Below are 25368 nucleotides of genomic sequence, written 5' to 3'. Positions count from 1 at the left end.
GATTCGTGGCACGTCGGCAGTGATATAGCAATGGTGCTGGAAGAAGTTGAGATGCCGCCAGGTCATTTCCTTGAAGTCATGGGCCTTACACAGCTCTCCGCACTCAGGACAAGGGAAACTGCTTCCCCGTGGAGCGGACAGGGTGATCCGCAGTTCGTGGGGCGTGCACTCGGTGTTCAGAGATTGGCCGGTGATTTCCCAGGGTCTCTCTAATCCAAGTCCTAATGCTATGATATCGTTGCCATTCATACGTTTCTCCTCGCTATTTCGTGTGGATTTGATCTTATGATATCAAATCCACACGAAATGACGAGGAGCCATGATTACCTCTTGAGTGAAAAAAATCAAATTATCGGCACGCTCAGTGGGCATGTCGTTACCGCTTTGAGGCCCTACTCAAGCCCATTTAGAAGTCCAGAACAAATGTATAATCGGTTAATGACAAATCGTAATACAAAATAAGTTCGACAGCGCTTACGACGCAGCGACCCGGGCGGACGGTCCGTTTCGAGGAGCTGCGTCGGGGTGCGGGTTACGGAACGGTGGGGAACCTTCAGCCTGTATGGTGATAATTCCGGTTGATCTTTTTCAGGGGAGGCGTACATTATAAGAGACGTGAAAAATCATTCGGGGGACACAATGTCGGAGACCAACCTCACTGCCAGTCAGGAAGATTATCTCGAGGCCATCTATCAGATCTCGGCCGTGAAGATGGCCGCTCGGGCCAAGGACATTGCGACCTTCCTCAACGTCCGGGCGTCCTCGGTAACTGGGGCGCTGCGCAGTCTCGGAGCGCTCGGCCTGATAAACTATTCGCCCTACGACCTGATCACGTTGACCGATGAGGGACGGGTCGTCGCCGAGGACATCGTTCATCGCCACGAGGCGTTGAAGCGGTTCATGGTCGAAGTGCTCGGTGTCGATTCCGGTGAGGCGGACGAGGTGGCCTGCCGCATGGAACATTCGGTTCCCAAGGACATCGTCGAACGGTTTGTGAAATATGCGGAATATGTCGAGCAGTGCCCGAAGGGCGGCATCACCTGGGACCCCCGTTCCGGCTATTATTGCCGCGACAGCGGCCATAGCAGCTGCGATCGCTGCCGGGCCTCCGGCGCGGCCGCCGGCAAGCCGGCGAAAAAGCACAACTGACAACATCCCGCGGGGCCGGTGCTGTTGCCCCACTCCCGCGCCTATCCCTTCTCCGTCCTGAAATCGGGCACCCGGACTATCGGTGGAGCCTTGTCGCTCCAGGTCTTGTACAGCCCGGTGGCCAGCGCCAGCGCCACCACCAGCCCGTAGAACCAGGCCATCATCTGGATGCCCGACAGGCCGAGCGCACTGCCGCCGGTATAGATACCCGAGGCGACGACAAAGCCGAGCAGCGTCGGAAAGACGATGGAAAACAGCATCCACTTGTAGGAGCCGGTCTGCACCTTGATCATGATCGTCGTCGCCAGGCAGGGCGGGTAGAGGGCGAAGAAGACCATGATCGCCAGGGCGTGCAGCGGGGTGAAACCGCCGTCTTTGGTCTCGGCGCTCATCCGCTCCTCGAGGCTTTTATTCTCCTCGGCACCTTCCTGGTACAAAACACCGATGGTGGCCACGCTCGATTCCCGCGCCGCAAAGGACGAGAGGATGGCCACGTTGACCTTCCAGTTGAACCCGGCCCACTGGGTCAGCGGTTCCAATCCCTTGCCGATCATGCCGAGGAAGCTGCCGACAATCTGTTCTTCCTTGATCTGACGACGCAGTGTCTTGCGCTGCGAGTCGAGTTGGCGCAGGGCAGTGGATACGGTTTTGGCGTCCTGGTCGGCGGGTTTAAGGAAGGCGAACAGCTCCGGGGCGGCCGCCTGAAATTTGTCGTCGACGCCGGCGGCGCCGCTGCCGGCGTTGAGCTTGGCGGTGCGATAGTCGGTGTAGAGGTTGGCCAGTTCGAGCAGGGCTTTATCGTCGGCGAATCGCTCGCCGTGCGGAGTGTCGGCGATCTTGGCGCGGAAGGTGGCGGTGGCCTGGTCCATTTTATCGTGGAAAGCGCCGTGTCGTTCCTCGCTGAGCCCGGGAAACTGCAGCAGGGTGAAGACACAGACGGAAACGGCGACGACGATGGTGCCCACCTTTTTGATATACTGCCAGGTTCGTTCGATAGCCCGCTGGCCGACACCGAACAGGGTCGGCAGATGATATTTCGGCAGTTCCATGACGAACGGCACCGTTTCCATGGATTTCAGCACGGTGGACGTGAGCAGGCGGGCGACGAGCAGGGCGAAAAAGATGGTGATGGTCGACAGGAAGAGCATAGCCCAGGATTTGTACGGGGCGAAGAACACGTTGACCAGCAGGGTGTAGAACGGGATTTTGGCCAGGCAGTTCATATAGGGCACGGTGAGGATGGTCGCCATGCGCGACTGCTCGTCGGGGATGCTCTTGGTGGACATGACTCCGGGAACGGCGCAGCCGCCGGCGAACACGCCGCCAAGGATATAGGGCAGCGTCGATTGCCCGTGCAGCCCGAAGGCATGGAACAGCTTGTCGAGGATAAAGGCGATGCGCGCCATGTAGCCGGAATCCTCGAGGATGGCGATCAGCGAGAAGAGGATCAAAAAGATCGGGATGTAGTTGAGCAGGGCGTTGGCCGAGTCCACCATCCATAACCCCATGGCGCGGATATACGGGTCGTCGAGCATGCCGGCGGCCGGCAGCAGGTCGCTGGCCAGGGCCCGCAACGAAGCCAGTATCGGCCACCAGTATTGGGTCAGGTCATAGCCCTTGACGATGCTCAGGTGGTAGATGACGAACACGGTGGCAACGAGGATAACCGGGGCGGCAAAACGGTTGAGCACCACCTGGTCGACCAGTTCCGACAGCGACGCCCGGTCTTTTTTCGTCTCGGTGACGCAGAAGTCGACGATATCCGCAGCCAGCCGCGACCGGCAGCCGGCCATGTAGTCGGCGGTGCTCAAGCCGTGCTGCTCGAAAAACGAGTCGCGCAGCCGTTCCGCCTGCTGCAGTTCGGCGTTGCCGCCGCCCAGGTGCCAGGTCACCTGGCCGAGTACCTCCTCGTCGCCCTCGATGAGCTTGACCGCCAGCCAGCGGGCCGGGTAATGGGTGGCAAGGTTGGTCTGATCGATGGCCTGCCGCATCTCTTCCAGGGCCGGCTCGAGCAGTTCGTAGCCCGGTTGCAGGGTTTTTCCTTCCCGGCGCACCGCCGCCGCCCGGATGGCCTCGCGCAGATCCTGTTTGCCGTCGCGCCGCCGTCCGACCGTTGGTATCACGTCCACGCCGAGGCGATGCTGGAGGCGGTTGGTATCGATTTTCAGGCCGCTTCGGCCGGCCACGTCCATCATGTTTAGTACCAGCACCAGCGGGATTTCCAGTTCGAGCAGCTGCAGGGTAAAGCAGAGGCTGCGCTGCAGCGACGAGGCATCGACCACGTTGGCCAGTACGTTCGGCTTGTCGCCGAGCAGAAAGGTGCGGGTCACCCGTTCCTCGAGAGAAAAGGAGCTGAGGCTGTAGGTGCCGGGCAGGTCAACCACCTCCACCCGGGTGCCTCCATACCGGTAAGAGCCGTATTTCTTGTCGACGGTGACGCCGGGATAATTGGCGATGTGCTGGTTGGCCCCGGTCAGCATGTTGAAGATCGTCGACTTGCCGGCGTTCTGTTGACCGGCGAGGCCTACCAGCAGCGACATGGCGGCGGTGGCGGGTGTTGTGTTCATGGCTGATGCTCCGCATCTCGTGGTGTTTCCGCTTCATCAACTTCGATCTGCGCCGCCTCGCTGCCCCGCAGAACGACGCAGCAACTGCCGATCCGGCACTGAATCGGGTCGCCCAACGGCGCCCGGCGGATCACGTCGATCTCGGCCTGAGGCAAAAAACCGAGATCGAGCAGCCGTTGGCGAATCGATCTGGTCCCGTGGTGGCACCGGACCCGGGCCCGGCAGCCGCTCCGTACATCTTTCAGCATGCAGGGCTTTTGTCCCCCGCGGAATCGTTGACGTGCCATGGTGGCCTCCTTTTTTTAGGAACGACTAAAAACGGTTCTGTTTAGCGCGTTTTTCCGTTTCGGTCAACTGAAAAATTAATTGCTCCTAAAAAAGAGAAAAAATTGAAAATAAATAAGGCAATACTAAAAAACCTGTTGATTGAAAAGTGCGGCGACGGTACATTCGGCAAAATTTAGTCATTCCTAAACAGAACGTGGGAGGCTTTCTCTGACGATTGGTTCCGTTCCAACTGGAGCCTGATGACACCTGTGAGGGCACGGAATGCTCAAGCGATGCGATGATCCGGACTCGGGCCCCAGGAGATGAAGGAGACCCCGGAAAGCGGTGTCCAGGGGGACACGGGGTCCGACGGCCCCGTATCAGAGCGCCTCCGGCGACCATGACCGAAGAGAGATGACGAGTATGAGCGAACAACGACTGAGTGCCAGTCTCGAGGACTACCTCAAGGCCATCCTACTGAGCAGCCGCGAGCACGGCGCCGTGCGGCCGCGCGACATCGTCGAGCGGCTACGGGTCTCCGGTCCGTCGGTGACCGAGGCGCTGCAGAACCTGCGCAGCCGGGGGCTGGTCAACTACCTGCCGTACGAGGCGGTGTCGCTGACCGAGGCGGGGCAGCGCTACGCCGACGAGGTGTTGCACCGACACCGGCTGCTGCGTCGCTTTCTCCGCGAGGTGCTGCTCCTTGACGCGGCGGTTGCCGATGCCGGGGCCTGCCTGATGGAGCACGTGGTCTCGCCGGCGATCATCGAGCGGATGCTCGATTACGCCGCCTTCCTGGAGCAGTGCGGGGTCGATGAGGCGTCCGGCGGCTTTCGCCGATACCTTGAAGAGCACGGGCGAAACGACGATGACGGCGCCGACGGCCGCCCCTGAGCGGCGGCCGAAGAAGGGCCGGCGGTTTGCCGCATTGCTGCTGGCGGTGCTGCCGCTCCTGCCGGGCTCCTTGCAGGCCGGGCTGCCCGCCCACCATCGGGCGGTGGACTGGGTGGCGATGGACTGGGTGGCGGTAGAGCGGGTGGCCGGCTACGCCGAGCTGATCCGCTACTTCACCACCGTCCCCTATATCGCCGAGGGCTATCTGGTGCACCCTGATTTCATCCGCGCCCTGATCGTCGCCGAGTCGGCCGGCGACTCGCGCGCCCTGTCGCACCGGGGCGCCTACGGGCTCTGCCAGCTGACCTACCCGACAGCCCGGGCCACCGCCCGCGATCTACTCCGCTCCGGGCTCCGCCTCCGGCATCTGGACGCGGCCCGGCTGCGCGACCTGCAGCCGGAAGACCTCTACGACCCGGCGGTCAACATCGGCCTGGCCTGCTACCTGATCGCCCGCTACAACCGCCGCTTCGCCGGCCGGCTCGACCTGGTGGTCACCGCCTGGAACGCCGGCGAGCACTACCCCTCCCTGAAGTTCAACCGGCCGGCGGAGCTGGCCGAGACGCGCGGGCTGATCGTCGCGGTGAACCGGTATTTCCACTATTTCCTGGCAACCCGCGGTCCGGCGGCAGCGGGCCGGTCTCCGGCCGGGCCATGATGCCGATGAGACAGATGCAGCCGCCACCGGGCCGCGATGCCGGCACCCCGGTCGAAGCGGTCCCGGCCGACCCGCTCGCAGCGCTGTTCGACGGCGTCGGCGACGAGGCTGCGGCCCGAGTCCAGCGCGAGGGGCGGCGGCGCGACTGGCGGCGCTACGAGCACCTGTTTCTCGCCGGTGGCCCCGCCGACACGGTGCACATCGTGCTGCACGGCCGGCTGCGCGACTATTACGGGGACGGCGGCGGCAACGAGCACCTGCGCCGCATCGTCACCCCCGGCGACATCGTCCCCTTCTGCCTGCTCTGCCACCGCGAGCGCAGCCACGCGTCATCCTGCCGGGCCCTGTGCCGCAGCACCACCTTCGACCTGCCGCTGCCGCTGTTCCTGGAACTGGCCCACGGCCACTCCCGCTTCGCTGTCAACCTGGCGCTGGCGGCGGCGCGCCAGCTCGAGCACTCCTGCCGGGACGGCTGCCTGTGCCGCAAACGCCAGGCCCGCGCCCGGGTGGCCGGTTACCTGCTCAGCCGACTGGGCCGGCTGCCCGGGTGCGTCGGCGACGGCAGCACGGTGGACCTGCGGCCGCTGAGCGTCATGGCCGAGGAACTCGGCCTGGCCCGCGAGACCTTCTCCCGGCTGCTCATGGAACTTGAGCGGCAGAAGCTGGTGCGCAACGCCCGCGGCCTCGTCACCGTCCTCGACGAGGCCGGGCTGCTGGCCATCGCCACCGACGACGCCCCGCTCCCCTGAGCGCCCGCACTTTTTTCGCCTTTTTTTCACATCCCGTGACGCAGGTCACGACAGGGGCCGATGGAAGGGGGTAGAGTGGCCCCTAAATTAGATGACGCTAACAAGTTGCGTTGTCACTAATTATCTTCAACTTCCCGGCATGGCCGGACCGACGGCAACCACCATGGCACACGACGACACCGGCAACGCCACCCGCGACCAGGTGGTGGGCAAGCTCGAGCAGCTCTTCGACGAGGTGCTCGGCCATGACGGCTACGGCCGCATCGAGGTGGACATGAAGATCCTGCGCAAGGGCCAGAAGGAAGTGGTCCTGCGCTGCGGCAAAGAGTATCGCTACGTGCTCGATTTTGCCTGCCGGCGGCAGCGCCGCTGAAGCGCCGCCGGCACGGCGAGCGACATCCCGGTCGGGCGGGGCGCCCGAGGGGTCGACAACGGAAACCACAAGAATGTACGCAGGAACCGTGATCCGTGGGGGAAAGGGCGCCTGTATCGCCTGAGGAGGCAACCAATGAAAAAAGAGACACTGAAAGAGAAACTACAGAAGAAATTCAAGAGCGACGAAGGTTTCACCCTGCTCGAGATCCTCGTGGTGCTGGTCATCATGGGTTTTCTCATCGCCATGGTCGCCCCGCGGCTGGCCGGCATCTCCGGCTCCGCGGTGGATACCGTGTGCGACTCCAACCAGAGCCGGATGGTCACGATGATGTCGGCATGGTTTGAGCAGACCAACCGCTTCCCGTCGAAGATGACCAACCTGGTTGAGCAGGTTGATGGGGTAGTCGGCACGGACGCCACTTTCCAGATCCCGTCGGTATCCGACGACGATCCGGAAAACGGCCCGGAGACGCTGGCCTCCGAGTTCATGAGCCGCAACCATTTCCGCATCCATTATCTTGATGAAGATGAGGCGGCTGAACTGCGTAACATGGGTATCGTCAAGCTGTTGAATCTCAACGCCTATGATGCGTACAATGACGCCGGTGATGACTTCAAAGAAGATTACACCGATCTGATCAATAATAACGTCGCTCTGGCCGCAACCGTCACCAAGGCCCCGACCATGGATGAAGTCACCGTTCCGACCGATGGCGCAGGTTTTGCCGTGGCTATGGTGGGCATGGGGTATGATGACACAGCTTGGGATACGCATGACGATGAGCAGGATTGGGGCGAGCCCGATTGGTTCGGTCGCATCGTCCTCGGCTTCGGTCCCGAGAACACTTTGGTCACTTCCGGCCTGGTCGCCAACGCGGCCCATTGCCCGGGCGGTATCCAGAACAGCGATAACGTTACCTATAACGACTACAACCTGGTGCTGCCGCGCCTGGAAGCCACCGCGGCCCGCTTTGACACCAACGATGACGGCGTGATAGACGGGACCGACGCGTCCACCCTTGGTTTTGCCGCCGCTACCGACCTGGCTGCCCTGGCGGCTGTGGCTTATGATGAATACCCGGGTGACGGTTACGTGATAGGCGACAACGACAATGACCTGAAAGTACGCACCTTCGATATCGCCTCCGCCCAAGAGCGATGGCAGTACGCCACCCAGTGCCCGGAAGGCCATATGTTCCCGGCCGACGACGAGGAATTCTGGGGTATCGATATCAACGGTGACGGCAACATCAACTAATCTTAACCTTCGTGGTGTTTGAGAGGCGACCACTCCTTTCTCCTGAACAGGACACCACTGCCGGCGGGGCGGCTGTCGCCCCGCCGGCTTTTTGATTGGACACAGGACACGGCCATGGCGGCGACGAAAGAACGACACAAAGAGAGAGGGGGGCGAAGCGGGGGGTTCACGCTGCTCGAGACGGTGCTTGTCATCGGCCTGCTCGGCCTGCTCGCCGCCATGGCCGTGCCCTTTGTCGGCCGGCTCGACGATACCGAGCGGGCCCGCCGGACCCGCGAGACCATGGAGCAGATCCGCACGGCCCTGCTCGGCGACCCGATCGACCCGGAGCGGCTCGACGAGCACGGCTGCCCGGTGGTCTTCGGCTACGTGGGCGATCTCGGCGCTTGGCCGGACCTGTGGGAGACGCCCCCACAGTACCGGGAGACGGCGGCCGGCACCGAACGCTTCGACCCGGCCGACCCGAACAACCTCAACGTCTTTGTCTACCGGCCCGCCGGCTCCTTCGGGCCCAACGGCTGGAGCTGGCGTTACGCGGAAGACCTGCCGCCGTCTTCGAATTCCCCGTTCCGCCGCCTCACCCATGACGAGGCATATAACCAGGACCATATCGGCGGCCTGGAGACGGAGAACGAGGGCCAGCCGCGCGGCCTGTGGACCGACGATCCTTCCGAAGACTGCACGGAACCTGGACCGCCGGAACGAGAGGCCTGCCTGAATCCGCAGCTCTGGCGCGGCCCCTACCTGGCCCCGCCGCGGGACCGGTGGCCGGCCGACGCCGAACACTACGCCAAGACCGACGCCGACTATGCCGCCCTTGGCCCGGCCACGATCATCGGCATCGGCGAGGACTGGGAGGACGGCGACTACGACCCGGACGATGGCGACCCGGGCGAGTATGGCGACGAGAAGGAGCAGTTCCGGCTGCTGCAGACCGACGGCCGGCTGGCCGACGGCTGGGGCCGGGCCCTGCGCTTCTTTATCACCGCCGATCCCGACCGTCCCGGCGAGACCCTGTTCTGGGTGATCTCCGAGGGGCCGGACCGCAAAGGGACCTACCCGAAAAAGGGGGAGATCTCCGGCATCACCTGGACCATCGACCCGGACGACATCATGAGCGAGGCCTACGACGAAGATGATGCATGCAACCGGGACAATATCGTTATGAAAGTGTTCTCGCGCGACTGGCGGCCCCGGCTCGAAGAGCGCGAGGCGTGCCGCCGGGCCGTCACCGAGGCGACCCTGGAGCGGCTGCGCCGGGCCCTGGTGGGCAGCCAGACGCCCGCCGAGGGTGGCTTTAACGACGGCTTCACTGGCGCGTTGTGCCGGCTGCCCCGGCTGTTCCGCTGGGAACCGGGTGATCCGGCCACCTTGGACGACGACACCTGGGACGACCGTGATGCCGCCGACGGTGCCTATACCAAGGGTTCGGCCCGGGGGCTGTGGACCGATACGCCCAACGCGCTGGACAGCGGTGACGACCTGGCCGCACCGACCGCGGCCAGCCGCGGTATCGGCTGGCGCGGCCCGAACCTGCCGGCGCCGTTCGGCAACGGCGGGAACGAAGTGCTGCGCGACGGCTGGGGCCGGGAGCTGCTCTTCTTCCACGACGCGGCCGCCGCGGCGCTGCTGGTGCTGAGTCGCGGCGGCGACGGCCGGTTCAACTTCCTCGACAGCGATACCTTGCCGGCAGGCGCGCCGGATGAAACCAACGACTACCTCGAGCCGGCCTCGCCCACCGAAGCGGTGGATGTGTCGCTTTACAATCCGGCCGATACCGATTGCGAGAACGATCAAGGCGAGGGTTGCAATGCTGACAACGTGACGCTGCTGGTGACGGCGGACCACTCGCGGGGGGCGATCGCCACCCTGCACCTGCTGGTCTACAACGCCACAACAGGCCCGAACGGCACCAAGACCGCGTTTTATCGCGGGTGGGACTTCGGCGCCGATGCGCCGCTTGCCGACCCGCCGCTGAGCCCCAGCGCGGCCGATCTCACCGACGAGGACGGCGACGGTTTCCTGGACGACTGGTATCTGCCGTCCGCCTTCGTCTACGACGAGACTACCGATCCCCCGGCGGTATCCGGCACCCGACAGCTGGTGCTCTGGACCGACAGCGACGGCGACGGTATTCCCGATACGGACGAGGAGGGCATCATACTCCCCTTCGACCTGCGGGTGCAGGCGGATCTGGCCGGCGGGCTGCGCACGGTGCGCGTTGATGCCGCGCTCCATTTTTCCCCGCTGCCCTGAACGATGAGCGACACCCCATGAACCACAGACGCGGCGGCGGGCGCCGGATGCCATGAATCTTTTCCCAGACAGACAACAGAATCGCGCGACCCTGGCCGCGGTCGTACCGGTGCGCCGCATGCTGGCCCTGGAGCTGACCGGCCGGCTGCTCTGCGGCGCCGTGGTGGCGCGGCAGGGCCGCCGGCTGGCGGTGCGCACCTTCGTCTCGGTGGACCGCGGCCCGGGCCGTAAGGACCTGCCGGACCAGGCCCATATCGCCGAGCTGATGGACCGGCTCGACTACCCCGGCGGCCCGGTCGTGCTGGTAACGCCGCTGGCCCGCTCGGTGCAGATCTCGATGAACCGGCGCAAGGTCGAGAAACTGCGCCACTTCCAGCTCTGCGACGCCCTGCGCTGGGAGGTGGAGCCGTACACCGGCATCAGCGGCAGCCAGGCCCTGGTCGGCGCGGTGCGCGGCCTGCCGGCGGAGCAGCAGGACCTGATGCTGATCACCGAGGACGACGAGGAGATCGATGTCTCCATCTCGGTCATCGAGCGCAATGTCTACCGGGCCATGAAGCAGATCTGCCGGCGCTGCGGTCTGCGGCTGGCGCGGCTCTACCCGTCCGAGACGAGCTTCTACATGCCGCTCTTCCTGGAGGAGGAGCAACCGCCCCGGGCGGTGTTCGAGATCGGTGTCGACTACGCCCATTTCGCGCTGGTCCACGCCGGGCTGCCGAAACAGATCAGCACCGTGCCGCTCGGCCGCGATGTGTTGCTCGAGCTGCTCGCCGGCGACGACCCGGGCGAGGCCGACAGCTCGCTGCGCTTCATCCTCGACCAGGTGCCGGGGCCGCTGCCGCTGCTGCTCACCGGCATCGGTGCCACCCGCAAGGACCTGGTGGACTATCTGAACGGGTGCAGCCCTTACGGGGCCGAGGCCATCGAGCTGCACCGCCACGACAAGCTGGGCCGGGCCGAGCACGACGCGCTCAACGCCATGTACGCCGGGGCCGTGGGCGGCGCCGTGCGCGAGCTGGCCGGCCGGCGCTTTCGGCAGATCGGCATCAGCGACGCAGTGCCGCTGGATGTCCGACTGCGGCAGAGCGCCTATCTGGCGCCGCTGGTGGTCACCGCGCTGCTGGCCGCGGGCCTGCTCGGCCACTACGGCTACATGAAGACCAGCAAGGAGCGCTACCAGGCGCGCAACGCCGAACTACAGGCGCAGATCAAGAGCCGCCAGCAGGGCCACGACGAATACCAGGCGCTGAAAAACAAGATCGATGAGACGCAGGCCCGAATCGGCCTGCTGAACCGGCAGCTGGCCTTTCTCGACGGCGGTTCGGACAGCGTGCTGGAGCACGCGGAGCGGGTGCTCGGCGCGCTGTTCGCGGCACCGGCCGGCATGCTACTTGAGTCGGTCGGGCAGCAGGGCGACGATGTGTTGATCAGCGGCCGGGCAGCAACCGTCGATCAGATCGGCGCCTTTGCCGTGGCGCTGCAGCGCCACCCCTGGTGCCGGGTGGCCGAACTGGCGGAGGTGAAACACGGGGCGGACGGGCGCGTCTTTTTCGTTATTCGGATGGCCACCAACGGGGCCGGGGAAGACCAGTCATGAAGAAGCTGACCAAGCTGGAGAAATACGGGCTGATCGCCGCCATCCTGGTGGGCGGTTCCTTCTTCTACCTGAAAAAGGTCTACGACCCGGAGGCCGCTTCGCTACAGCGCGCCATCGGGACCTTGAACAAGACGGTGGCCACCTACAACCAGCTGAGCGAACCACCGCCGCTGGCGCCGCTGCGCCGGCAGGCCGAGACGCTGGCCGGGGAGTTGGCCGAGGCCACCGCCCGACTCCGTGAGGCGGGCGGGAGGACCGGCCAGGCGGCCGAAGTGACCGAGGTGCTGCACCTGATCAACCGGGTGGCCGGTGACCAGCGCATCGAGATCCTTCAGATCGTACCGGGAAAACAGATCGAGGAGGAGCTGTTCACCTGGGAGGTGTTCGGCCTGACGATGCGCTGCCGCTACCAGGATCTGGTAGCCCTGATGGGCAGCATGAAACGACTCAAGGAGCCGATCCAGGTGCGCAACCTGGAGATCGTCCGCGAACCCGCCGAGGGCGGCTTCGTGATCGTCACCATGAAACTGCTGGTGTGATGAGGAACACGAGATGTACCTGAAACTGATCGGATTGACACTACTGCTTACGGTCCTGGCCGCCCCGGCACCGTCCCGCGCCGAGCCGGCGCCTGATGGGCCGGAAACGGGGGCCGTCGCCCCCCTGGACAGCGGCTCGGCAACAGGTGAACCGGCAGCGGCGGTGGAGACTGCCGTTGCCCCGGACGAAGCGGCGGCTGCCGCGATGCCGGCCGCGACAGACCCTGGGGCCGGGCCGGTGCTGGAGCCGTTCCCGCTGGTGACGGTGAAGACGGCCGGGGAGGCCGACCGCAACCCGTTCGACGAGCCGCCACCGGCGGTGGTGCCGCGGGACTATGCGATGGTCAAAGAGAAGATTCAGCTGCGCGGCGTGGTCAGCGCCGGTGGCCGTTCGGTCGGCCTGTTCACAGTGGAGGGCGATACCGGCGGCAGGGATGAGGGAACGATACTGAAGAGATACGAACGAAACGATACCATCCTGGTCCTGTTCGACCGGAAGGAATTCCAGTTCACTGTCATGTCGCTGGACCACCGTTCGGCGGTGCTGCGCGGACTTGATGACAAGCTCTACAAGGTGTGGCTATGAAGGGAAGGGTATTCATTCCGGCCCTGCTGCTGGCCGCCGCACTGCTGCTTGGCGGCTGCGGGGGGAAGGATGCGGGCCGGCTGCTGCGCGAGGGGCACGCCTACCGGCCCGACTCGGAGCGGACGCAGGTGATAAGGCCAGCCGATGGCACCGATCTGCCCGAGGAAAAACCGATCGTCAAGGTCATCTCTGGCGACCAGGTGTCCGGCCCGGAGGAGGTGCGGGAGCGGTTCATCGGCCACGGCGACCCGTTCGATCTCGGCCTGCGCTCCGAGGTGGAGCAGCTCGCCCTCGACCAGGTGCCGTTGATCCAGGTGGCGGCGCTGCTCTCCGAGATCACCGGCTACAACATCGCCGTCACCCGGCTGGCCGCGGCCACGCCGGTCAGCCTCTACCTCCAGGACCTGCCGTTGCGCCAGGCGTTGGAAACGGTGTGCCGGCTGAACAATCTCTGGTATCGGGAGGACGAACGGCTGGTCACCATCATGACCGTCGAGGAGTACGGCCGGGAAATGGTCATCCGCCGCAACGAGAAGAGCCGGGCCTACTGGCTGCGCTACTCGAACGCCAATGATATGGCCAAGATCCTGCAGGCGGTGATGGGCTCGCAGATCGTCTTCAACGATATCGGTGAGGAGAAGATCTACGGCCACGTGGACGAAGAGAAAGAGGCGGGCCAGAAGATCACCGTCGAGGACGATAGGGAGGCTGCGGCCGGCGGGCGGACCGACCAGTTCGAGCAGCGGCAGGGCTTCAGCGTCGAGGAGGTGCGGCGGCTGCTCAACCTGCGCGAGTTGGGGACCACCGGCGAGGACGCAGTGGTCCTGAGCAAAACCATCGACAAGCAGGTGCCGGCGGTGATCACCGTCTTCAAGCGCAACAACGCCATCATCGCCCGTTCCCTGGACGAGTCGGTGCTCACCGACATCGGCCGGATCATAGAGCTGATGGACACCCCGACCTCCCAGGTGCTGCTCGAGGTCTCGATCCTGCAGCTCAACCTCGGCGACGGCTTCGAGAGCTTCTTCCAGGTGAACCTGCCCGGCTCCTACAAGAACGCTTATCCCGACCGGATTTACGACTCCAGCTACGGACCGACCACCTCCCCTCCGCCGTTGTCGCCGGATTCCGGCTACTACACCGAGGACCGGGACGGCAACGAGCTGTTCGTCAACCTGGACTACGCCGGCCGCACCGTCGCCTACGCCAGTAATGTGGTGGGTTCGACGCTCGGCTCCAGCTCCGGGCTGGCCAACACCACGCTCAACCTGCTCTTCGGTAAGGACAGTATCCAGGCGCGGCTGCAGCTCTACGAGGACGAGGACCGGGTCGAGGTGCTGTCCACCCCGTACCTGATGAGCGCCAACAACTCCCGGGTCGAGTTCTTCGTCGGCAACGAGGTGCCGCTGCGCGACGACGTGGAGAGCGAGACCCTGTTCAACCAGGAGGGGTTCATCACCACCACCACCTTCGAGGTGCAGATCAAGCGTGAGGAGCTGGGCACCGACATTGAGGTCTCCTCGTTTATCAACGAGGACGGCACGATCACCATGGACCTGGAGGCGGAGATGAGCTACCCGGTCTATAACATCACCTCCGTCGGCGTGGTCAACAGCGTTACCGGAGAGGTGGTCAGTTTTCCACTGGACGGGGTCGACCGCAGCAAGCTCAACTCGATCGTCACCACCGTCTCCGGCCAGCCCATCGCCATCGGCGGCATCATCCGAGAGGAGTTGCAGGAGTACGAGAAGAAGGTGCCGCTGCTCGGCGATATACCGGTGCTCGGCTTTCCGTTCCGGGAGATACTCGACAAGCGGGTCAAGACCGAGACGGTGATCCTGATCACCCCGCACATCATCAGCCACCCGGCGCTGGCCTGGCAGGTCGGGGCCGGCTTTCTCGAGCGGCGCAGCTCGCACCCGCGCCTGACCAGGGAGCAGGAGAACCTGCTCAATTACCCGACCGCCGACAGCACCAGGAAAGAACGTGATGAAGCAGACGAGCAACGAATCGACGGCGCTTCCCGCTAAGCCGGGAAGCATGGAGGAGCTGCTGCGGATGACCCGGGACCTCGGCGCCACCGACCTGCACCTCACCGGCAACATGGCGCCCGCCTTCCGGGTCAGGGGTCTCATCGAGCCGTACCGGTGCGACCCCTACACCCCAAAAGAGATCCAGCTGTTACTCGACGAGATCATGGCCCAGCGGCACAAGGAGCTGCTGCGCGAGCGCTTGTCCGTGGATCTCGGCCTGCACCGGCCCGGCGTCGGCCGGTTCCGCGTTGTCATCTATTACCAGCGCGGCTGCCTCTCCGCCGCGGTCCGGCTGCTGGCCGACGGCATGCCGTCGTTCACCGAGCTTGGGTTGCCGGAGAGCCTGGCGCGGCTGCCCCGTTTCCGCGACGGGCTGGTCCTGGTCACCGGCGCCACCGGCTCGGGCAAGTCGACGACGCTGGCCACCATCATCGACGAGATCAACCGCTCGGCCCGCTGCACCATCTTCACCATCGAGGATCCCATCGAGTACGTGCACGCCAACCGCAGCTGCATCGTCTTCCAGCGCGAGCTGCACACCGACGTGACCAGTTTCGCCGGGGCCATGAGTGACTCGCTGCGCCAGGACCCGGACGTCATCCTGGTCGGCGAGATGCGCGACCCGGAGACCATCCGTACGGCGATCACCGCCTCCGAGACCGGCCACCTGGTGTTCTCGACGCTGCACGCCCGGGACGCCACCTCGTCGGTAAACCGGATCATCGGCACCTTTCCGGCCGGGGAGCAGAACCAGATCCGCCAGCAGCTCTCCGCTTCGCTGCGCGCCGTGGTCTCCCAGCGGCTGCTGCCGAGCAGCAGCCGCAACGGCCGGGTGCCGGCGGTGGAGATCATGTTCGTCAACACCGGCATCGCCAACCTGATCCGCCACGGCAAGGACGAGATGATCTACTCCTCCATCGAGACCGGGCTGCGCGAGGGCATGCAGACCATGGAGCAGTCCCTGATCAGACTCGTCCAGGAGGGCCGGGTCTCGGCGGACACCGCGCTGAGCGCGGCCCGGCGGCCGGACCTGCTGCGTCAGCGACTCGGCTCCTGGGCCGGGGCGGTATAGGAAAAGGAGGCGGTTATGGCTAAACAGCGGTTCGGCGAATACCTGGTGACCAAGAAGATCCTGACCCGGGATGCGGTGTCGGCCCTGCTCGACGAGCAGCGGGTGGTGCGAGAGGAACTCGGCCAGCTGGCGGTGCGGCGTGGCTACCTGGAAGAGCCGGAGCTGGTGCAGCACCTGTCGACCTTCATGGGCATTCCGCTGTTCAACCCGGAGCCGCTCACCGTCGATCCGGCCGTGACCGGCAAGGTCCCCAAGAAGCTGGCCCTCAAGCTCGGCATTTTTCCCGCCGGCGTCGGCGGGAGCGGCGAGCTGGTCTGTGCCTGCGCCGCCCCGGTGCCGTCGGTGGCCTTGCAGTCGGTGGGCCGGCTGGTCAACCGGCCGGTGGTGCTCCAGCTGGTTTCCCGTGGCCGGCTGCGCAAGCTGCAGAGCGAGCAGTACAGCCGCCAGTTTGACACCTCCATCCGGCTCAGCGCCTTCGCCTCCGACCAGGAGGATCTGCACCAGATCACCGAGCTGCTGGAGAAGCTGCTGCTGCGGGCCATCAACATGGAGGCCTCGGACATCCACATCGAGCCGACCCGGGGCGACCTGGTGGTGCGGATGCGAATCGACGGGGTGATGATAATCTCCGAGAGCCTGCCGCTGCATCTCGCCGAAAAAGTGATCTCCCGGGTCAAGGTCCTCTCCCAGCTGGACATCGCCGAAAAGCGCATGCCCCAGGACGGCGCCTTCTTTTTCAAGCCGCAGCGGCTCGACGTGGACATCGAGGGCGTCAACATCCGCACCTCGACGCTGCCGGTGGTCTACGGCGAGAAGGCGGTGATGCGGATCCTGCCGGCCCACGATTCGGCCGCCTACCTTGACGAACTCGGCATGCAGCAGGACACGCTGGCCCAGTTCCGCAAGCTGGTGGCGATGCCCTACGGCATCGTGTTGGTCACCGGCCCCACCGGCAGCGGCAAGTCGACCACCCTGTACGCGGTGCTGCGGGCCATCCGTTCCGAGGCGGTGAACCTGACGACGCTGGAGGACCCGGTGGAGATGAAGATGGACGGGATCAACCAGACCCAGATCAATCCGGGACCGAAGATCTCTTTTGCCGGGGCACTGCGCTCCATCTTGCGCCAGGACCCGGACATCATCATGGTCGGCGAGATCCGCGACGGCGATACCGTCAAGGTGTCGCTGCAGGCCGCCATCACCGGCCACCTGGTGCTCTCGACGCTGCATACCAACGACGCCCCGTCGTCGTTCACCCGGCTGGTGGACATGGGCGCGGAGCCGTTTCTGGTGGCCAGCTCGCTACGCGGCGTGCTGGCCCAGCGGCTGGTGCGGCGGGTCTGTTCCCAGTGCGGCGAGGAACAGCAGATATCCGCCTCCGAGCTGCGCATGCTGCGGCTGCCGGAGGACCGGCCGTTTCCCGTCCGGCGGGGCCGGGGCTGCGAGGTCTGCGGCCACAAGGGCTACCGGGGGCGGACCGGGATTTTCGAGCTGCTGGTCATGGACGACCAGGTGGCCGCCATGGTGGCCTCCCGGGAAGCGGCCGAACGGGTGCGCCGCTACGCCGTGGAGCGTGGGGAGTTCAGGACGCTGCGCGAGGACGGCATCATGCAGATCAGGCAGGGCGTCACCACCCCGGAAGAGGTGGTGCGCGTCACCATGGGGTGAGCGTGAGCCGGGGATGAAGAGCAGAGCGATGATTGCCGGAGCGCGGGGAGAAACCGATGCCGGTCTATAATTGTACGGCCATCGACAACCAGGGCGCCATCAGCCGTACGACGGTGGTCGCCGAGAACGAGTCGGCCGCGGCCACCTCGGTCATGGCCAAGGGGCTGACGGTGCTGGCCGTCGCCGAGGTGGAGCAGGTCGGCGGCGTCACCGCCGCCGACCTGCTGCGCCGCATCGGCATCGTCCGTTTGCGTGAGGTGACGCTGTTTCTGCGGATGCTCGCCGCCCTGCTCGGCTCCGGCATCACCATCACCGAGGCGATGGCGGTCCTGCACGAGCAGACGCTGAACCGCCGCTTCAAGTACATCCTCGGCGAGGTGAAGCAGCAGATCGAGGGCGGTGTCGCCCTCAGCGACGCCCTCGGCCGCTTTCCCCGGATCTTCCCGGAGACAGCGGTGCAGATGATCCGGGCCGGCGAGCTGGGCGGCATCATCGAGGATGTGCTGCACACTCTGGTCGCCTATATGGAGAAGCGGGCGGCGCTGAAGAAGATGTTGATCCGCAGCTTCACCTACCCGAGCATCGTGCTGGTGGTGGCCATTGTCGTCGTCGCCTTCCTGGTGGTCTTCGTCATCCCGCGCTTTGCTCTGCTGCTCAGGGGTGCCAGCCTGCCGTGGAATACCCAGTTCCTGCTGGACCTGGCCGATTTTCTGACGAAAAACGCGGCGGCCATCCTGATCTCCCTGGCCGGGGCGATCGGCGGATTGGTGGTGCTCTTTGCGGTGCGGGAGACGCGCCACCACATCGACCGCTTCAAGATCCATATCCCGATCGTCGGGCCCATCGCCAAGCTCAGCGTCATCGTCCGCTTCACCCGGACGCTCGGCTCGCTGCTGGCTAGCGGCATCACGCTGGTGGAGGCGCTGGAATCGACGCGCAACACCCTGGCCAACCAGGCCGCCCGGAACGCCATCGACCGGGCCGTGGAGCGGGTCCTCGGCGGCGAGTCGCTGTCCGCCGTGCTCAAGGGCTCCGGTCTGTTCACCAGCCTGATGCTGTCCATGGTCCGCATCGGCGAACAGTCTGGCAAGATGGACAGCCAGGTGCTGCTGGTAGCTGACATCTACGAGCAGCAGCTGGAGGACCGGATCAACTGGATGAGCACGATGATCGAACCGGTGCTGATCATCACCCTGGCCGGCATCGTCGGCTTCGTCGCCTGGGCGCTGGTGGCGGGCATGCTCGCTATGTACACGCTGTGAAAAAAACACTGCACTGAAAGGAGAGAATGGACATGAGATGGTTGACCGTATTAGTGCTCGCCGCCCTGCTCGCCGGTTGCTCGACGGAGAGCGACGAGCAGGTGCTGGCCACATTCGAGGGGGGCGTGCTCACCGTGGCCGACGTGGACGCGCACCTGAAAAGCCTGAAACGCGACTCCCGTTTCCGAGAAAAGCAGGAGCTGCTCACCCCGGCGTTCGCCTTCGAACACGCGCTGAACATGGAGATGATCATCGCCCGCGGGCTGGAACTCGACCTGCACCGCGACCCGGTGATCAGAAACGAGCTGCACGACTCGATGAGCAGGCTGTTCATGGAGTTGCTGCAGGATCAGCTCATCGAGCAGATAGACCGCGACACGATCACCGAGGAGGAGATGCGCGCCTTCTACGAGGAGAACCTCGAGCAGTACCAGCAGCCGGCCCGCTATCACCTGCACGCCTTCAGCGTCGACCCGGAGCAGGCCGAGCAGGTGCTGGCGGCGGTGCTTGACGGCCGGCTGGAATTCGCCACGGCCGCCGGCAGGCACGCCCTGAAGGAGAAGGAGCGACGTAGCGGCGGCGATACCGGCAAGCGGACCCTGCGCCGCTTCCAGCCCTCCTGGCGGGAGATCGTCGCGACGCTGCCGGTGGGCGAGGCGAGCGGCCCGCATCTGATCGACGGCGAGACCTACCTGCTGCTGCTGGAGAGCCGGACCGAGCCGTACCAGAACGCCTTCGAGGAGCGGCGCGAGTATATCCGCAACGACGTACTCTACAGCCGCTACCAGCAGCAGTGGCAGGAGGTCTACGATGAGCTGCGGCACAACTACCGGGTGAAGATCGACCGGAAGCGGCTGGAGCGCTACATCACCGCCGAGCCGGGCGACAACGGCGTTGAGGCGCTGCTCGCTCGGGAGGAGGGACGGTCATGACCAGGCAGGCGGTTTTCATGCTCTTGCTGCTGTTCGGGTCGCTCGTCATAACGGGCACGGCCGCGGCCCACTCGACGGCCGGCCGGGTCAAGGTGGACCTGCAGGGCAAGACGCCGGGGGTCGACGATTTCGCTTATTTCATGGAATCGTACGTGCACCGCGAACTCTATCGCGGCCGCTTCAAGCAGTGGGAGAAGCGTTTCTACATCAAGGAGTTCACCGGCGTCCAGCACCTGGGGGACCGCGCCGTGGTGCGGTTTGTCACGCTGGATCACAAGCAGAACGAGGACTTCGCCGACGAGATGGGCTTTTCCCGGTCCGGCGACGGCCGCTGGTGGTATGTGCCCGAGGGCGGCGATAAGGTGGCCGTCTACACCTACGTGACCAGGTGGAGCTACCTCTACGACCAGTTCATCCTGCCCGTGTCGGCGGTCGGCACGATCCTCGCGCTGGGGCTGCTGGCCGGCCTGGTCTGGCGGCGGCGCCGGGCGGAGAGAGCCCCTGAAGGGGTCGGCGGGGCAGCGGCGTGAGCAACCTTACCGCGGCGGTACTGACGCTGGCCGGCGTTCTGCTGCTGTTCACCGACGCACCGGAGCGGGTTCGGCGGCTCTACGACGGGACGGTGCTGACCGGCCAGCAACTGGCCACCGCCGGCGATCTGCGTTCCCTGTCGACGATGCTCGACCACCACCTCCTGAGGACCGGCCGGTGCCCCCGGCCGGAGCGGTTCGAGCAGTGGCTGGCGGCGACTTTCAAGAGCGGCTCCGGGCGCGACCTGGCCCTCGATCATTGGGGCACGCCGTTTTCCTACCGGGCCGGCGCCGAACTGAAGAGCTATGAGCTGATCAGTGCCGGGCCGGACCTTCAATTCGGGACCGGCGACGACCTGTTGGTAGACGGGCCGTGACTGTGGGCGGGTTTGCCGGCCCCGGCCTGGCCTTGGTGCCCGGGTTGTTGATCGACCCGCCGCCCTGGCTGTGCTTCGCCCCGTTTCTCGCGTTTGGCCCGACGACGGTTCCGGCCGGGCCGGAACCGCTTTACTCTCTCTTAGGAGTACAACGATGAACGCTTTGACCGTAGTGAAGAAGATGAAAAAGATGGGGGGGCGCAGCTATGGCGCCAAGCGGTTTGTCATCTTCCTGATCAACCGGCGGCTGGCCAGAAACCGCGGCGCCGCCGCCCTGGGCTCGATCACCGACCTGCGGGTGGACCGCACCGACAGGTCGCTGCTGGTGCAATCGACCCGGGACGGTGCGGTGACCACCCTGAACATCAGCGGCTACCGTTTTTTCACCGAGCGGCAGCGCTCCTATCTCGGTTGGTCGGCGCTTGAAATCGACGGACCGATGCGGCACCACTATTGGCAGGCCCTGTTGGGTGTCCACCGGATCGAAGTGCCGAAAAGTTCAGTGAAATTTCTGGAGGCATTGCTATGAAGAAACGGATACGGCGCTCCACCTGGGTGGACCCCAAATACCAGCTGGCCCAGGCGGCGGTCGGCGTGGCCGGCAACCTGCTAGTGGCCGTATTGATGGCGGCCCTGATGTCGTGGTTTTACCTGCTGGTGTTCCGCGCTCCCCTCGGGGTTAGCCACAACCGGCTGGTGCCCCTGCTGGTGGCCGGAGCCGTCCTGTTCGTGATGGTCGGTTCGGCTTATGTCAGTTTTCGGCGCAGCCGGGCGCTGGCGGGCATGGTGCGCAAGATCGGAGTGGTCATGTCGGCGGCAGCCGAGGGGCGGTTTCCCGACCGGCCGCTGGTATTCCGGCGGGACGATTACGCCGCCGGCCTGACCGGACCGCTCAATCGCTGCCTGGTAGAAATGCGGCACCGGCAGCAGGATACCGAGCAGGCGGCGGCGCGGCTGCAGAAACTGGCCGATGCTGTGCGGGGGGAAGCGATCGTCGGCCCCGCCGTGGCTACGCTGCTGGAGGAGCAGATCGGCGAACTGTGCCGCCGGGAGGACCGGGATGAAGCGTAGCCGGTCGGCAACTCCGGTGCTTTTGGCGATGCTCTGTTGTTTTGCTCTGCTGCTGGACTGTTGCAGGAGCGAGCAGGCGTCGCTGCTGGTGGGCCGAGCTGCACCCGATTTTTCGACGACCTGGCTGGGCGGCGGCGAGATCCGTCTTGGAGACGTGTCCGGGCGGCCGGTGCTGCTCGAGCTCTGGGCCCCCTGGTGCCCGGCCTGTCTGAAGAACATCGAGCCTCTCAACGAGGTTCACAGGGCTTACGGCGATCGGCTCCAGGTGATCGCGCTGTCCGCCGAGCGGGGGCAAAAGACCCTGGAAACATTTGTCAACGAACGGCGCATCGCTTACCCGGTCGCCTTTTCCGACCGCAGGATCGTGCAGGACTACGGCGCTATGAGCATCCCGGTGACGGTGCTGGTCGACAAGACCGGCATCGTCCGCCATCACGGCTACGGGGTGGTCTCCTTCCACCGTCTGGAACGCCTGATTCGCGACCTGCTCTAGGGGGGCCCGCGGCCATTCTGCCGCAAGGGGCCGTTGCAATGAAAGACGGCCTTCCGCCATGCTTCGATTGATGGCCGAAAGCTGCCGGGAAGAACTATTTACCGGTTCACTATTCAATGAAAAAGGAGGAGAAACGTGGTGTCTATTCAGCCGAGATTGAGAAGCGTCAGTGTTCCTGGTCTGTTCCTGGTACTGGTCCTGTTCTGCATACCGTGTTGTGCGGAGGGTGATTATTCTGCGTTGGCACAGGACATACCGCCGATAACCGTTGTCAGGAACGGACAGGAACGGACCATCAGCCTGACGGATGTCTACGATTTTCACGGCAATGCCTGCCCGGGCGCGACCATGACGTTTCAGGCCGTGCGCTACGGTCTGCAGCTGCTGTTCGGGGCCGACACTCCGGATCTGGATGACCTGGTCATCTTTTCCCGCTCTCCCGGCGGCCCCATGGACATGATCGATCTGCTGATGAAGGGTGCCGACAAATCGGGCCGCACCTGGCCGCCGGCCGGTATCACCATGGCCGCGGAGAACTTTAGTTTCCAGTTTCTGCGCAAGTCCACGCTGCAGGCGGTGACGGTGCGGCTCAACGACGGTCTGTGGCCTGAAGACTGGTTTGAACTCAGGGACAAGCACAGGGCCGGGACAATTACCGATGCCGAGGAGGAGAAGCGGAAAAAGGACCGCGGCGACGTGATCGGCCAATTTCCCCGCAAGCCGTTCACGGAGCTGTTCGGCGAGCCCGAGGTCTACGCCTTCGTCGCCTGGGGCGGCCTTGAACAGGGTGAGATGCGCCGGCTGATCAGGCAGCAGCGGAAACAGGCCCGGGCAAAGAACTGATAGCTGCATCCAGTTTCTTCGCTGCCGGCTGAGACGTCGGAGAAGGGACGGCGGGCCGGGCGGATCGAACCGGCAGGAGAAATCCGGCACAAACGGGGTGATCTCCCCGCCGCGATAACGGTGCTGCGGTAGTATCGAACCGCGGCGGCAGGCTCTGGGGGTGAGAGGTTGCTGCACAACCACATGGAACATGGAGGAAGAGATGTCTGTACAACGATTGATGACGCTGGCAACAGGCAAGCGGGGTTTCACGCTGCTGGAGGTCCTGGTCGTTCTGGTGGTCATGGGGTTTCTAGTGACCATGGTCGCCCCTCGGTTGGCTGGAATTTCCCAGGACTCGATCCAGACCATCGGTGACACCGGCAAGAGTAGGGGCGAGCAATTGGTTTCTGCATTCTACAAGATGGAAGATCGTTACCCCGGCGGACTGGTCAACCTGGTGATGGCCGATGACACTGGCAGGTACCAGATCCCCTACGCGGACAACGAGAATCCTGAGGACGGGGCTGAGGTCATCCGCTTCAACCACAACAACAACCACAAGTTTGTCATCCACTATCTCAACGCGGCAGAGGCCCGGGAACTGATCGAACTGGGCGTTGGCTGGCTCTACAATCTCAACGATTACGGCGATATCCTCGATGATCCAGCAGTAACCGCCGGGGATACCGTGGGCCGGCTGGGGAGCGTCACTCATACCGGCAGGACCAGCAATTGGGCCAATGTGACGGTGGTCGACGAGGCTGACCAGCGGCCGAAGATGGAGAGGGTCGTCCCCGCCGCCGGCGTCGGCGTGGCCATGGCAGTGGTCGGTGCTTCGTCCCCGACTGCTACGGACTTCATCTATGTTGGCGCGGTCCGGCCCCCGTCCGCGCCTCGGGCGGACAGCTTTGGCCGGATTGTCTTCGGGCTGGGTTCCGAATCAGAGCTGGTGACCAGCGGCATGGCCGACAAGGCCGGTATCACTCCGATAGCCACCACCACCGACAACTTCACCTGGGACGGCTACTACCTGCTCTTGCCCCGCCTGGAGGCCACCTCCGAGCGGTTGAAGAATGCCGCTGCCTTCAATAACGTCGTCACCGGCGGACCGGCCCGGAATCTTCATGCCGGCTTCACCAACCCGGCCAATGCCAGTTACGGCAAGATCGTGGCCGTCGGCTACCCGGCAGGCACGTCGCTCCAGCCCGGCCAGATCGTCAACGGGGGAGGCGTATTGCAGCCAGCTGTGGCCGGGTACGCCCGGCGGGTGGTGGATCTGTTTGAACCTCATCCCTCCTGGGATTCCATTACCAATCCCACTGAAGGCGATCTGCGCTGGAGCCTGGTTTTCAACAAGGGTAGTCTGCCATAGCTAACAAAGGGCGCACCTCACAAACATCAAGGGAAAACGAACCCCGGCCGGAGTGGCAGTTGTCTTCGGCCGGGGGCCCGCCTTGCCGCACTTCCTTTTTCACCATCGCTCCTTTAGAAATGAACATCATAGACAATAGATAAAGGCTGGAAGAGCTTTTTGTGTTACAGTCAAACAAATTTCTTGTCGCCATAACAGCCCGGAACGAATTAATTTTTCGTTTTTCACAGCTTTCCCTATGGAACCGAGCCTGGGGTGTCAATCAGCATTCAATATTGACCCCTTTCAGCGTCCAAAAAAAAGACCCCCCTTTTGATAAAAAAAGTCACGTTCTCTTCTTGAGCCGGAAGGACTCGTTTCCTGTTTCTATGATATCGCAGTGATGGGTCAACCGATCCAGCAAGGCGGTGGTCATCTTGGCATCGCCGAAGATCTGGGACCATACGGCAAAGCTCAGATTGGTGGTCACGATCAGCGAGGTTCTTTCGTACAATGTGCTGGCCAGGTGGAACAACAAGCTGCCGCCAGCCTGGGAGAACGGCAGATATCCCAGTTCATCAAGCACGACGAAGTCGATATTGGCCAGGCGACTGGCCAGTGAACCAGCTCTGCCGGCCAGCTTTTCCTGTTCGAGTTTGTTGACCAGGTTGACCACGCTGTAGAAACGGCCTCGCTTGCCCAAGCGGATGCACTGCATGGCAAGGGCGGTCGCCAGGTGGGTTTTTCCGGTTCCCGTGCCACCGATGAAGATCAGGTTACGAGGTTCCTCGAGAAAGCTGCCGGTATAGAGATCCCGGATCAACTCTTCGTTGACCTGCGCGTCAGCAAAGCGGAAGGT

At 64.3% G+C, this 25368-nt stretch carries 26 protein-coding genes; 22 read left to right on the top strand and 4 right to left on the bottom strand.

Annotation, left to right across the window (positions count from 1 at the left end):
• On the bottom strand, positions 1 to 249 hold a 249-nt coding region (locus BUC26_RS22810; RefSeq protein ID WP_143166118.1), incomplete at its 3' end, for a transposase family protein.
• 390 nt (positions 250 to 639) lie between these two features.
• Here BUC26_RS22810 and BUC26_RS21080 point away from each other — a divergent pair.
• Positions 640 to 1149 (top strand): metal-dependent transcriptional regulator, encoded by a 510-nt coding sequence (locus BUC26_RS21080; RefSeq protein WP_073379230.1) that lies wholly within the window; start codon positions 640 to 642, stop codon positions 1147 to 1149.
• A gap of 41 nt (positions 1150 to 1190) precedes the next feature.
• Here BUC26_RS21080 and feoB read toward each other — a convergent pair whose 3' ends face one another.
• Together feoB and BUC26_RS21070 are read right to left on the bottom strand one after the other, a co-directional pair.
• A complete protein-coding gene (feoB, locus tag BUC26_RS21075) occupies positions 1191 to 3716 on the bottom strand; it encodes a ferrous iron transport protein B (protein WP_073379229.1) in 2526 nt (841 codons plus the stop codon).
• A complete protein-coding gene (locus BUC26_RS21070) occupies positions 3713 to 4003 on the bottom strand; it encodes a FeoA family protein (RefSeq protein ID WP_073379227.1) in 291 nt (96 codons plus the stop codon). The genes feoB and BUC26_RS21070 overlap by 4 nt, the downstream gene beginning before the upstream one ends.
• Before the next feature lie 403 nt (positions 4004 to 4406).
• On the opposite strand from BUC26_RS21070, the gene BUC26_RS21065 reads away from it, so the two are divergent.
• The 21 genes from BUC26_RS21065 (at position 4407) to BUC26_RS20965 (ending at position 24530) form a co-directional block, all read left to right on the top strand.
• Positions 4407 to 4877, top strand: coding sequence for a metal-dependent transcriptional regulator (locus tag BUC26_RS21065; RefSeq protein WP_073379226.1), 471 nt, complete (start codon positions 4407 to 4409; stop codon positions 4875 to 4877).
• Positions 4852 to 5535, top strand: coding sequence for a lytic transglycosylase domain-containing protein (locus tag BUC26_RS21060; protein WP_161949917.1), 684 nt, complete (start codon positions 4852 to 4854; stop codon positions 5533 to 5535). The genes BUC26_RS21065 and BUC26_RS21060 overlap by 26 nt, the downstream gene beginning before the upstream one ends.
• 14 nt (positions 5536 to 5549) lie before the next feature.
• Positions 5550 to 6284, top strand: a complete 735-nt coding sequence (locus tag BUC26_RS21055; protein WP_161949916.1) for a Crp/Fnr family transcriptional regulator — start codon at positions 5550 to 5552, stop codon at positions 6282 to 6284.
• A 91-nt stretch (positions 6285 to 6375) separates the two neighbouring features.
• Positions 6376 to 6657 (top strand): hypothetical protein, encoded by a 282-nt coding sequence (locus BUC26_RS21050; protein ID WP_208609857.1) that lies wholly within the window; start codon positions 6376 to 6378, stop codon positions 6655 to 6657.
• Positions 6658 to 6792: 135 nt separating this feature from the next.
• Entirely contained in the window at positions 6793 to 7917 is a 1125-nt protein-coding gene (locus BUC26_RS21045) for a type II secretion system protein (protein WP_073379223.1), read from the top strand.
• Positions 7918 to 8031: 114 nt separating this feature from the next.
• A complete protein-coding gene (locus BUC26_RS21040) occupies positions 8032 to 10173 on the top strand; it encodes a hypothetical protein (RefSeq protein ID WP_073379222.1) in 2142 nt (713 codons plus the stop codon).
• A 52-nt stretch (positions 10174 to 10225) separates the two neighbouring features.
• Positions 10226 to 11770, top strand: coding sequence for a PilN domain-containing protein (locus BUC26_RS21035; protein WP_073379220.1), 1545 nt, complete (start codon positions 10226 to 10228; stop codon positions 11768 to 11770).
• Positions 11767 to 12309, top strand: coding sequence for a type 4a pilus biogenesis protein PilO (gene pilO / locus BUC26_RS21030; protein ID WP_073379219.1), 543 nt, complete (start codon positions 11767 to 11769; stop codon positions 12307 to 12309). The genes BUC26_RS21035 and pilO overlap by 4 nt, the downstream gene beginning before the upstream one ends.
• A gap of 13 nt (positions 12310 to 12322) precedes the next feature.
• The gene (locus BUC26_RS21025; protein ID WP_073379217.1) at positions 12323 to 12895 is read left to right on the top strand and encodes a hypothetical protein; all 573 of its coding nucleotides are present in this window, start codon (positions 12323 to 12325) and stop codon (positions 12893 to 12895) included.
• Positions 12892 to 14925: a type II secretion system protein GspD gene (locus BUC26_RS21020; protein ID WP_073379216.1), complete on the top strand. Its 2034-nt coding sequence runs from the start codon at positions 12892 to 12894 to the stop codon at positions 14923 to 14925. Before BUC26_RS21025 ends, BUC26_RS21020 begins: the two co-directional genes overlap by 4 nt.
• Positions 14885 to 16000, top strand: coding sequence for a type IV pilus twitching motility protein PilT (locus BUC26_RS21015; RefSeq protein WP_073379215.1), 1116 nt, complete (start codon positions 14885 to 14887; stop codon positions 15998 to 16000). Before BUC26_RS21020 ends, BUC26_RS21015 begins: the two co-directional genes overlap by 41 nt.
• 15 nt (positions 16001 to 16015) lie before the next feature.
• Positions 16016 to 17668: a GspE/PulE family protein gene (locus BUC26_RS21010; RefSeq protein ID WP_073379213.1), complete on the top strand. Its 1653-nt coding sequence runs from the start codon at positions 16016 to 16018 to the stop codon at positions 17666 to 17668.
• A 56-nt stretch (positions 17669 to 17724) separates the two neighbouring features.
• Positions 17725 to 18930, top strand: a complete 1206-nt coding sequence (locus tag BUC26_RS21005) for a type II secretion system F family protein (protein WP_073379212.1) — start codon at positions 17725 to 17727, stop codon at positions 18928 to 18930.
• A 32-nt stretch (positions 18931 to 18962) separates the two neighbouring features.
• Complete coding sequence (locus BUC26_RS21000; protein ID WP_161949915.1) at positions 18963 to 19862, top strand: peptidyl-prolyl cis-trans isomerase; 900 nt, start codon at positions 18963 to 18965, stop codon at positions 19860 to 19862.
• Positions 19859 to 20392 (top strand): hypothetical protein, encoded by a 534-nt coding sequence (locus tag BUC26_RS20995; RefSeq protein WP_073379209.1) that lies wholly within the window; start codon positions 19859 to 19861, stop codon positions 20390 to 20392. Before BUC26_RS21000 ends, BUC26_RS20995 begins: the two co-directional genes overlap by 4 nt.
• Positions 20389 to 20769, top strand: coding sequence for a type II secretion system protein GspG (locus BUC26_RS20990; protein ID WP_073379208.1), 381 nt, complete (start codon positions 20389 to 20391; stop codon positions 20767 to 20769). Before BUC26_RS20995 ends, BUC26_RS20990 begins: the two co-directional genes overlap by 4 nt.
• Before the next feature lie 154 nt (positions 20770 to 20923).
• Positions 20924 to 21298 carry a hypothetical protein gene (locus BUC26_RS20985; protein ID WP_073379207.1) on the top strand — a complete coding sequence of 125 codons (375 nt, stop codon included), beginning with the start codon at positions 20924 to 20926 and terminating at the stop codon, positions 21296 to 21298.
• Positions 21295 to 21840 (top strand): hypothetical protein, encoded by a 546-nt coding sequence (locus tag BUC26_RS20980; protein ID WP_073379206.1) that lies wholly within the window; start codon positions 21295 to 21297, stop codon positions 21838 to 21840. The genes BUC26_RS20985 and BUC26_RS20980 overlap by 4 nt, the downstream gene beginning before the upstream one ends.
• On the top strand, positions 21830 to 22333 hold the full coding sequence (locus BUC26_RS20975) for a TlpA family protein disulfide reductase (RefSeq protein ID WP_073379204.1): 504 nt from the start codon (positions 21830 to 21832) through the stop codon (positions 22331 to 22333). Before BUC26_RS20980 ends, BUC26_RS20975 begins: the two co-directional genes overlap by 11 nt.
• A gap of 138 nt (positions 22334 to 22471) precedes the next feature.
• Positions 22472 to 23176, top strand: coding sequence for an FmdE family protein (locus tag BUC26_RS20970; RefSeq protein ID WP_161949914.1), 705 nt, complete (start codon positions 22472 to 22474; stop codon positions 23174 to 23176).
• 202 nt (positions 23177 to 23378) lie between these two features.
• On the top strand, positions 23379 to 24530 hold the full coding sequence (locus BUC26_RS20965; protein ID WP_208609856.1) for a prepilin-type N-terminal cleavage/methylation domain-containing protein: 1152 nt from the start codon (positions 23379 to 23381) through the stop codon (positions 24528 to 24530).
• A 325-nt stretch (positions 24531 to 24855) separates the two neighbouring features.
• On the opposite strand, the gene istB is transcribed toward BUC26_RS20965, so the two are convergent.
• On the bottom strand, positions 24856 to 25368 hold a 513-nt coding region (istB, locus tag BUC26_RS20960), incomplete at its 5' end, for an IS21-like element helper ATPase IstB (protein WP_073379200.1).

It is taken from the genome of Desulfofustis glycolicus DSM 9705, assembly GCF_900130015.1.
Lineage (GTDB): Bacteria > Desulfobacterota > Desulfobulbia > Desulfobulbales > Desulfocapsaceae > Desulfofustis > Desulfofustis glycolicus.
The sequence above is the reverse complement of the archived record's forward strand: the minus strand, read 5'-3'. Positions and strand labels throughout refer to the sequence as shown.

Coding starts and splice junctions, on each gene's coding strand:
- BUC26_RS21080 (WP_073379230.1), top strand. CDS start 640: ATGTCGGAGACCAACCTCACTGCCAGTCAGGAAGATTATCTCGAGGCC.
- feoB (WP_073379229.1), bottom strand. CDS start 3,716: ATGAACACAACACCCGCCACCGCCGCCATGTCGCTGCTGGTAGGCCTC.
- BUC26_RS21070 (WP_073379227.1), bottom strand. CDS start 4,003: ATGGCACGTCAACGATTCCGCGGGGGACAAAAGCCCTGCATGCTGAAA.
- BUC26_RS21065 (WP_073379226.1), top strand. CDS start 4,407: ATGAGCGAACAACGACTGAGTGCCAGTCTCGAGGACTACCTCAAGGCC.
- BUC26_RS21060 (WP_161949917.1), top strand. CDS start 4,852: ATGACGGCGCCGACGGCCGCCCCTGAGCGGCGGCCGAAGAAGGGCCGG.
- BUC26_RS21055 (WP_161949916.1), top strand. CDS start 5,550: ATGCAGCCGCCACCGGGCCGCGATGCCGGCACCCCGGTCGAAGCGGTC.
- BUC26_RS21050 (WP_208609857.1), top strand. CDS start 6,376: ATGACGCTAACAAGTTGCGTTGTCACTAATTATCTTCAACTTCCCGGC.
- BUC26_RS21045 (WP_073379223.1), top strand. CDS start 6,793: ATGAAAAAAGAGACACTGAAAGAGAAACTACAGAAGAAATTCAAGAGC.
- BUC26_RS21040 (WP_073379222.1), top strand. CDS start 8,032: ATGGCGGCGACGAAAGAACGACACAAAGAGAGAGGGGGGCGAAGCGGG.
- BUC26_RS21035 (WP_073379220.1), top strand. CDS start 10,226: ATGAATCTTTTCCCAGACAGACAACAGAATCGCGCGACCCTGGCCGCG.
- pilO (WP_073379219.1), top strand. CDS start 11,767: ATGAAGAAGCTGACCAAGCTGGAGAAATACGGGCTGATCGCCGCCATC.
- BUC26_RS21025 (WP_073379217.1), top strand. CDS start 12,323: ATGTACCTGAAACTGATCGGATTGACACTACTGCTTACGGTCCTGGCC.
- BUC26_RS21020 (WP_073379216.1), top strand. CDS start 12,892: ATGAAGGGAAGGGTATTCATTCCGGCCCTGCTGCTGGCCGCCGCACTG.
- BUC26_RS21015 (WP_073379215.1), top strand. CDS start 14,885: ATGAAGCAGACGAGCAACGAATCGACGGCGCTTCCCGCTAAGCCGGGA.
- BUC26_RS21010 (WP_073379213.1), top strand. CDS start 16,016: ATGGCTAAACAGCGGTTCGGCGAATACCTGGTGACCAAGAAGATCCTG.
- BUC26_RS21005 (WP_073379212.1), top strand. CDS start 17,725: ATGCCGGTCTATAATTGTACGGCCATCGACAACCAGGGCGCCATCAGC.
- BUC26_RS21000 (WP_161949915.1), top strand. CDS start 18,963: ATGAGATGGTTGACCGTATTAGTGCTCGCCGCCCTGCTCGCCGGTTGC.
- BUC26_RS20995 (WP_073379209.1), top strand. CDS start 19,859: ATGACCAGGCAGGCGGTTTTCATGCTCTTGCTGCTGTTCGGGTCGCTC.
- BUC26_RS20985 (WP_073379207.1), top strand. CDS start 20,924: ATGAACGCTTTGACCGTAGTGAAGAAGATGAAAAAGATGGGGGGGCGC.
- BUC26_RS20980 (WP_073379206.1), top strand. CDS start 21,295: ATGAAGAAACGGATACGGCGCTCCACCTGGGTGGACCCCAAATACCAG.
- BUC26_RS20975 (WP_073379204.1), top strand. CDS start 21,830: ATGAAGCGTAGCCGGTCGGCAACTCCGGTGCTTTTGGCGATGCTCTGT.
- BUC26_RS20965 (WP_208609856.1), top strand. CDS start 23,379: ATGTCTGTACAACGATTGATGACGCTGGCAACAGGCAAGCGGGGTTTC.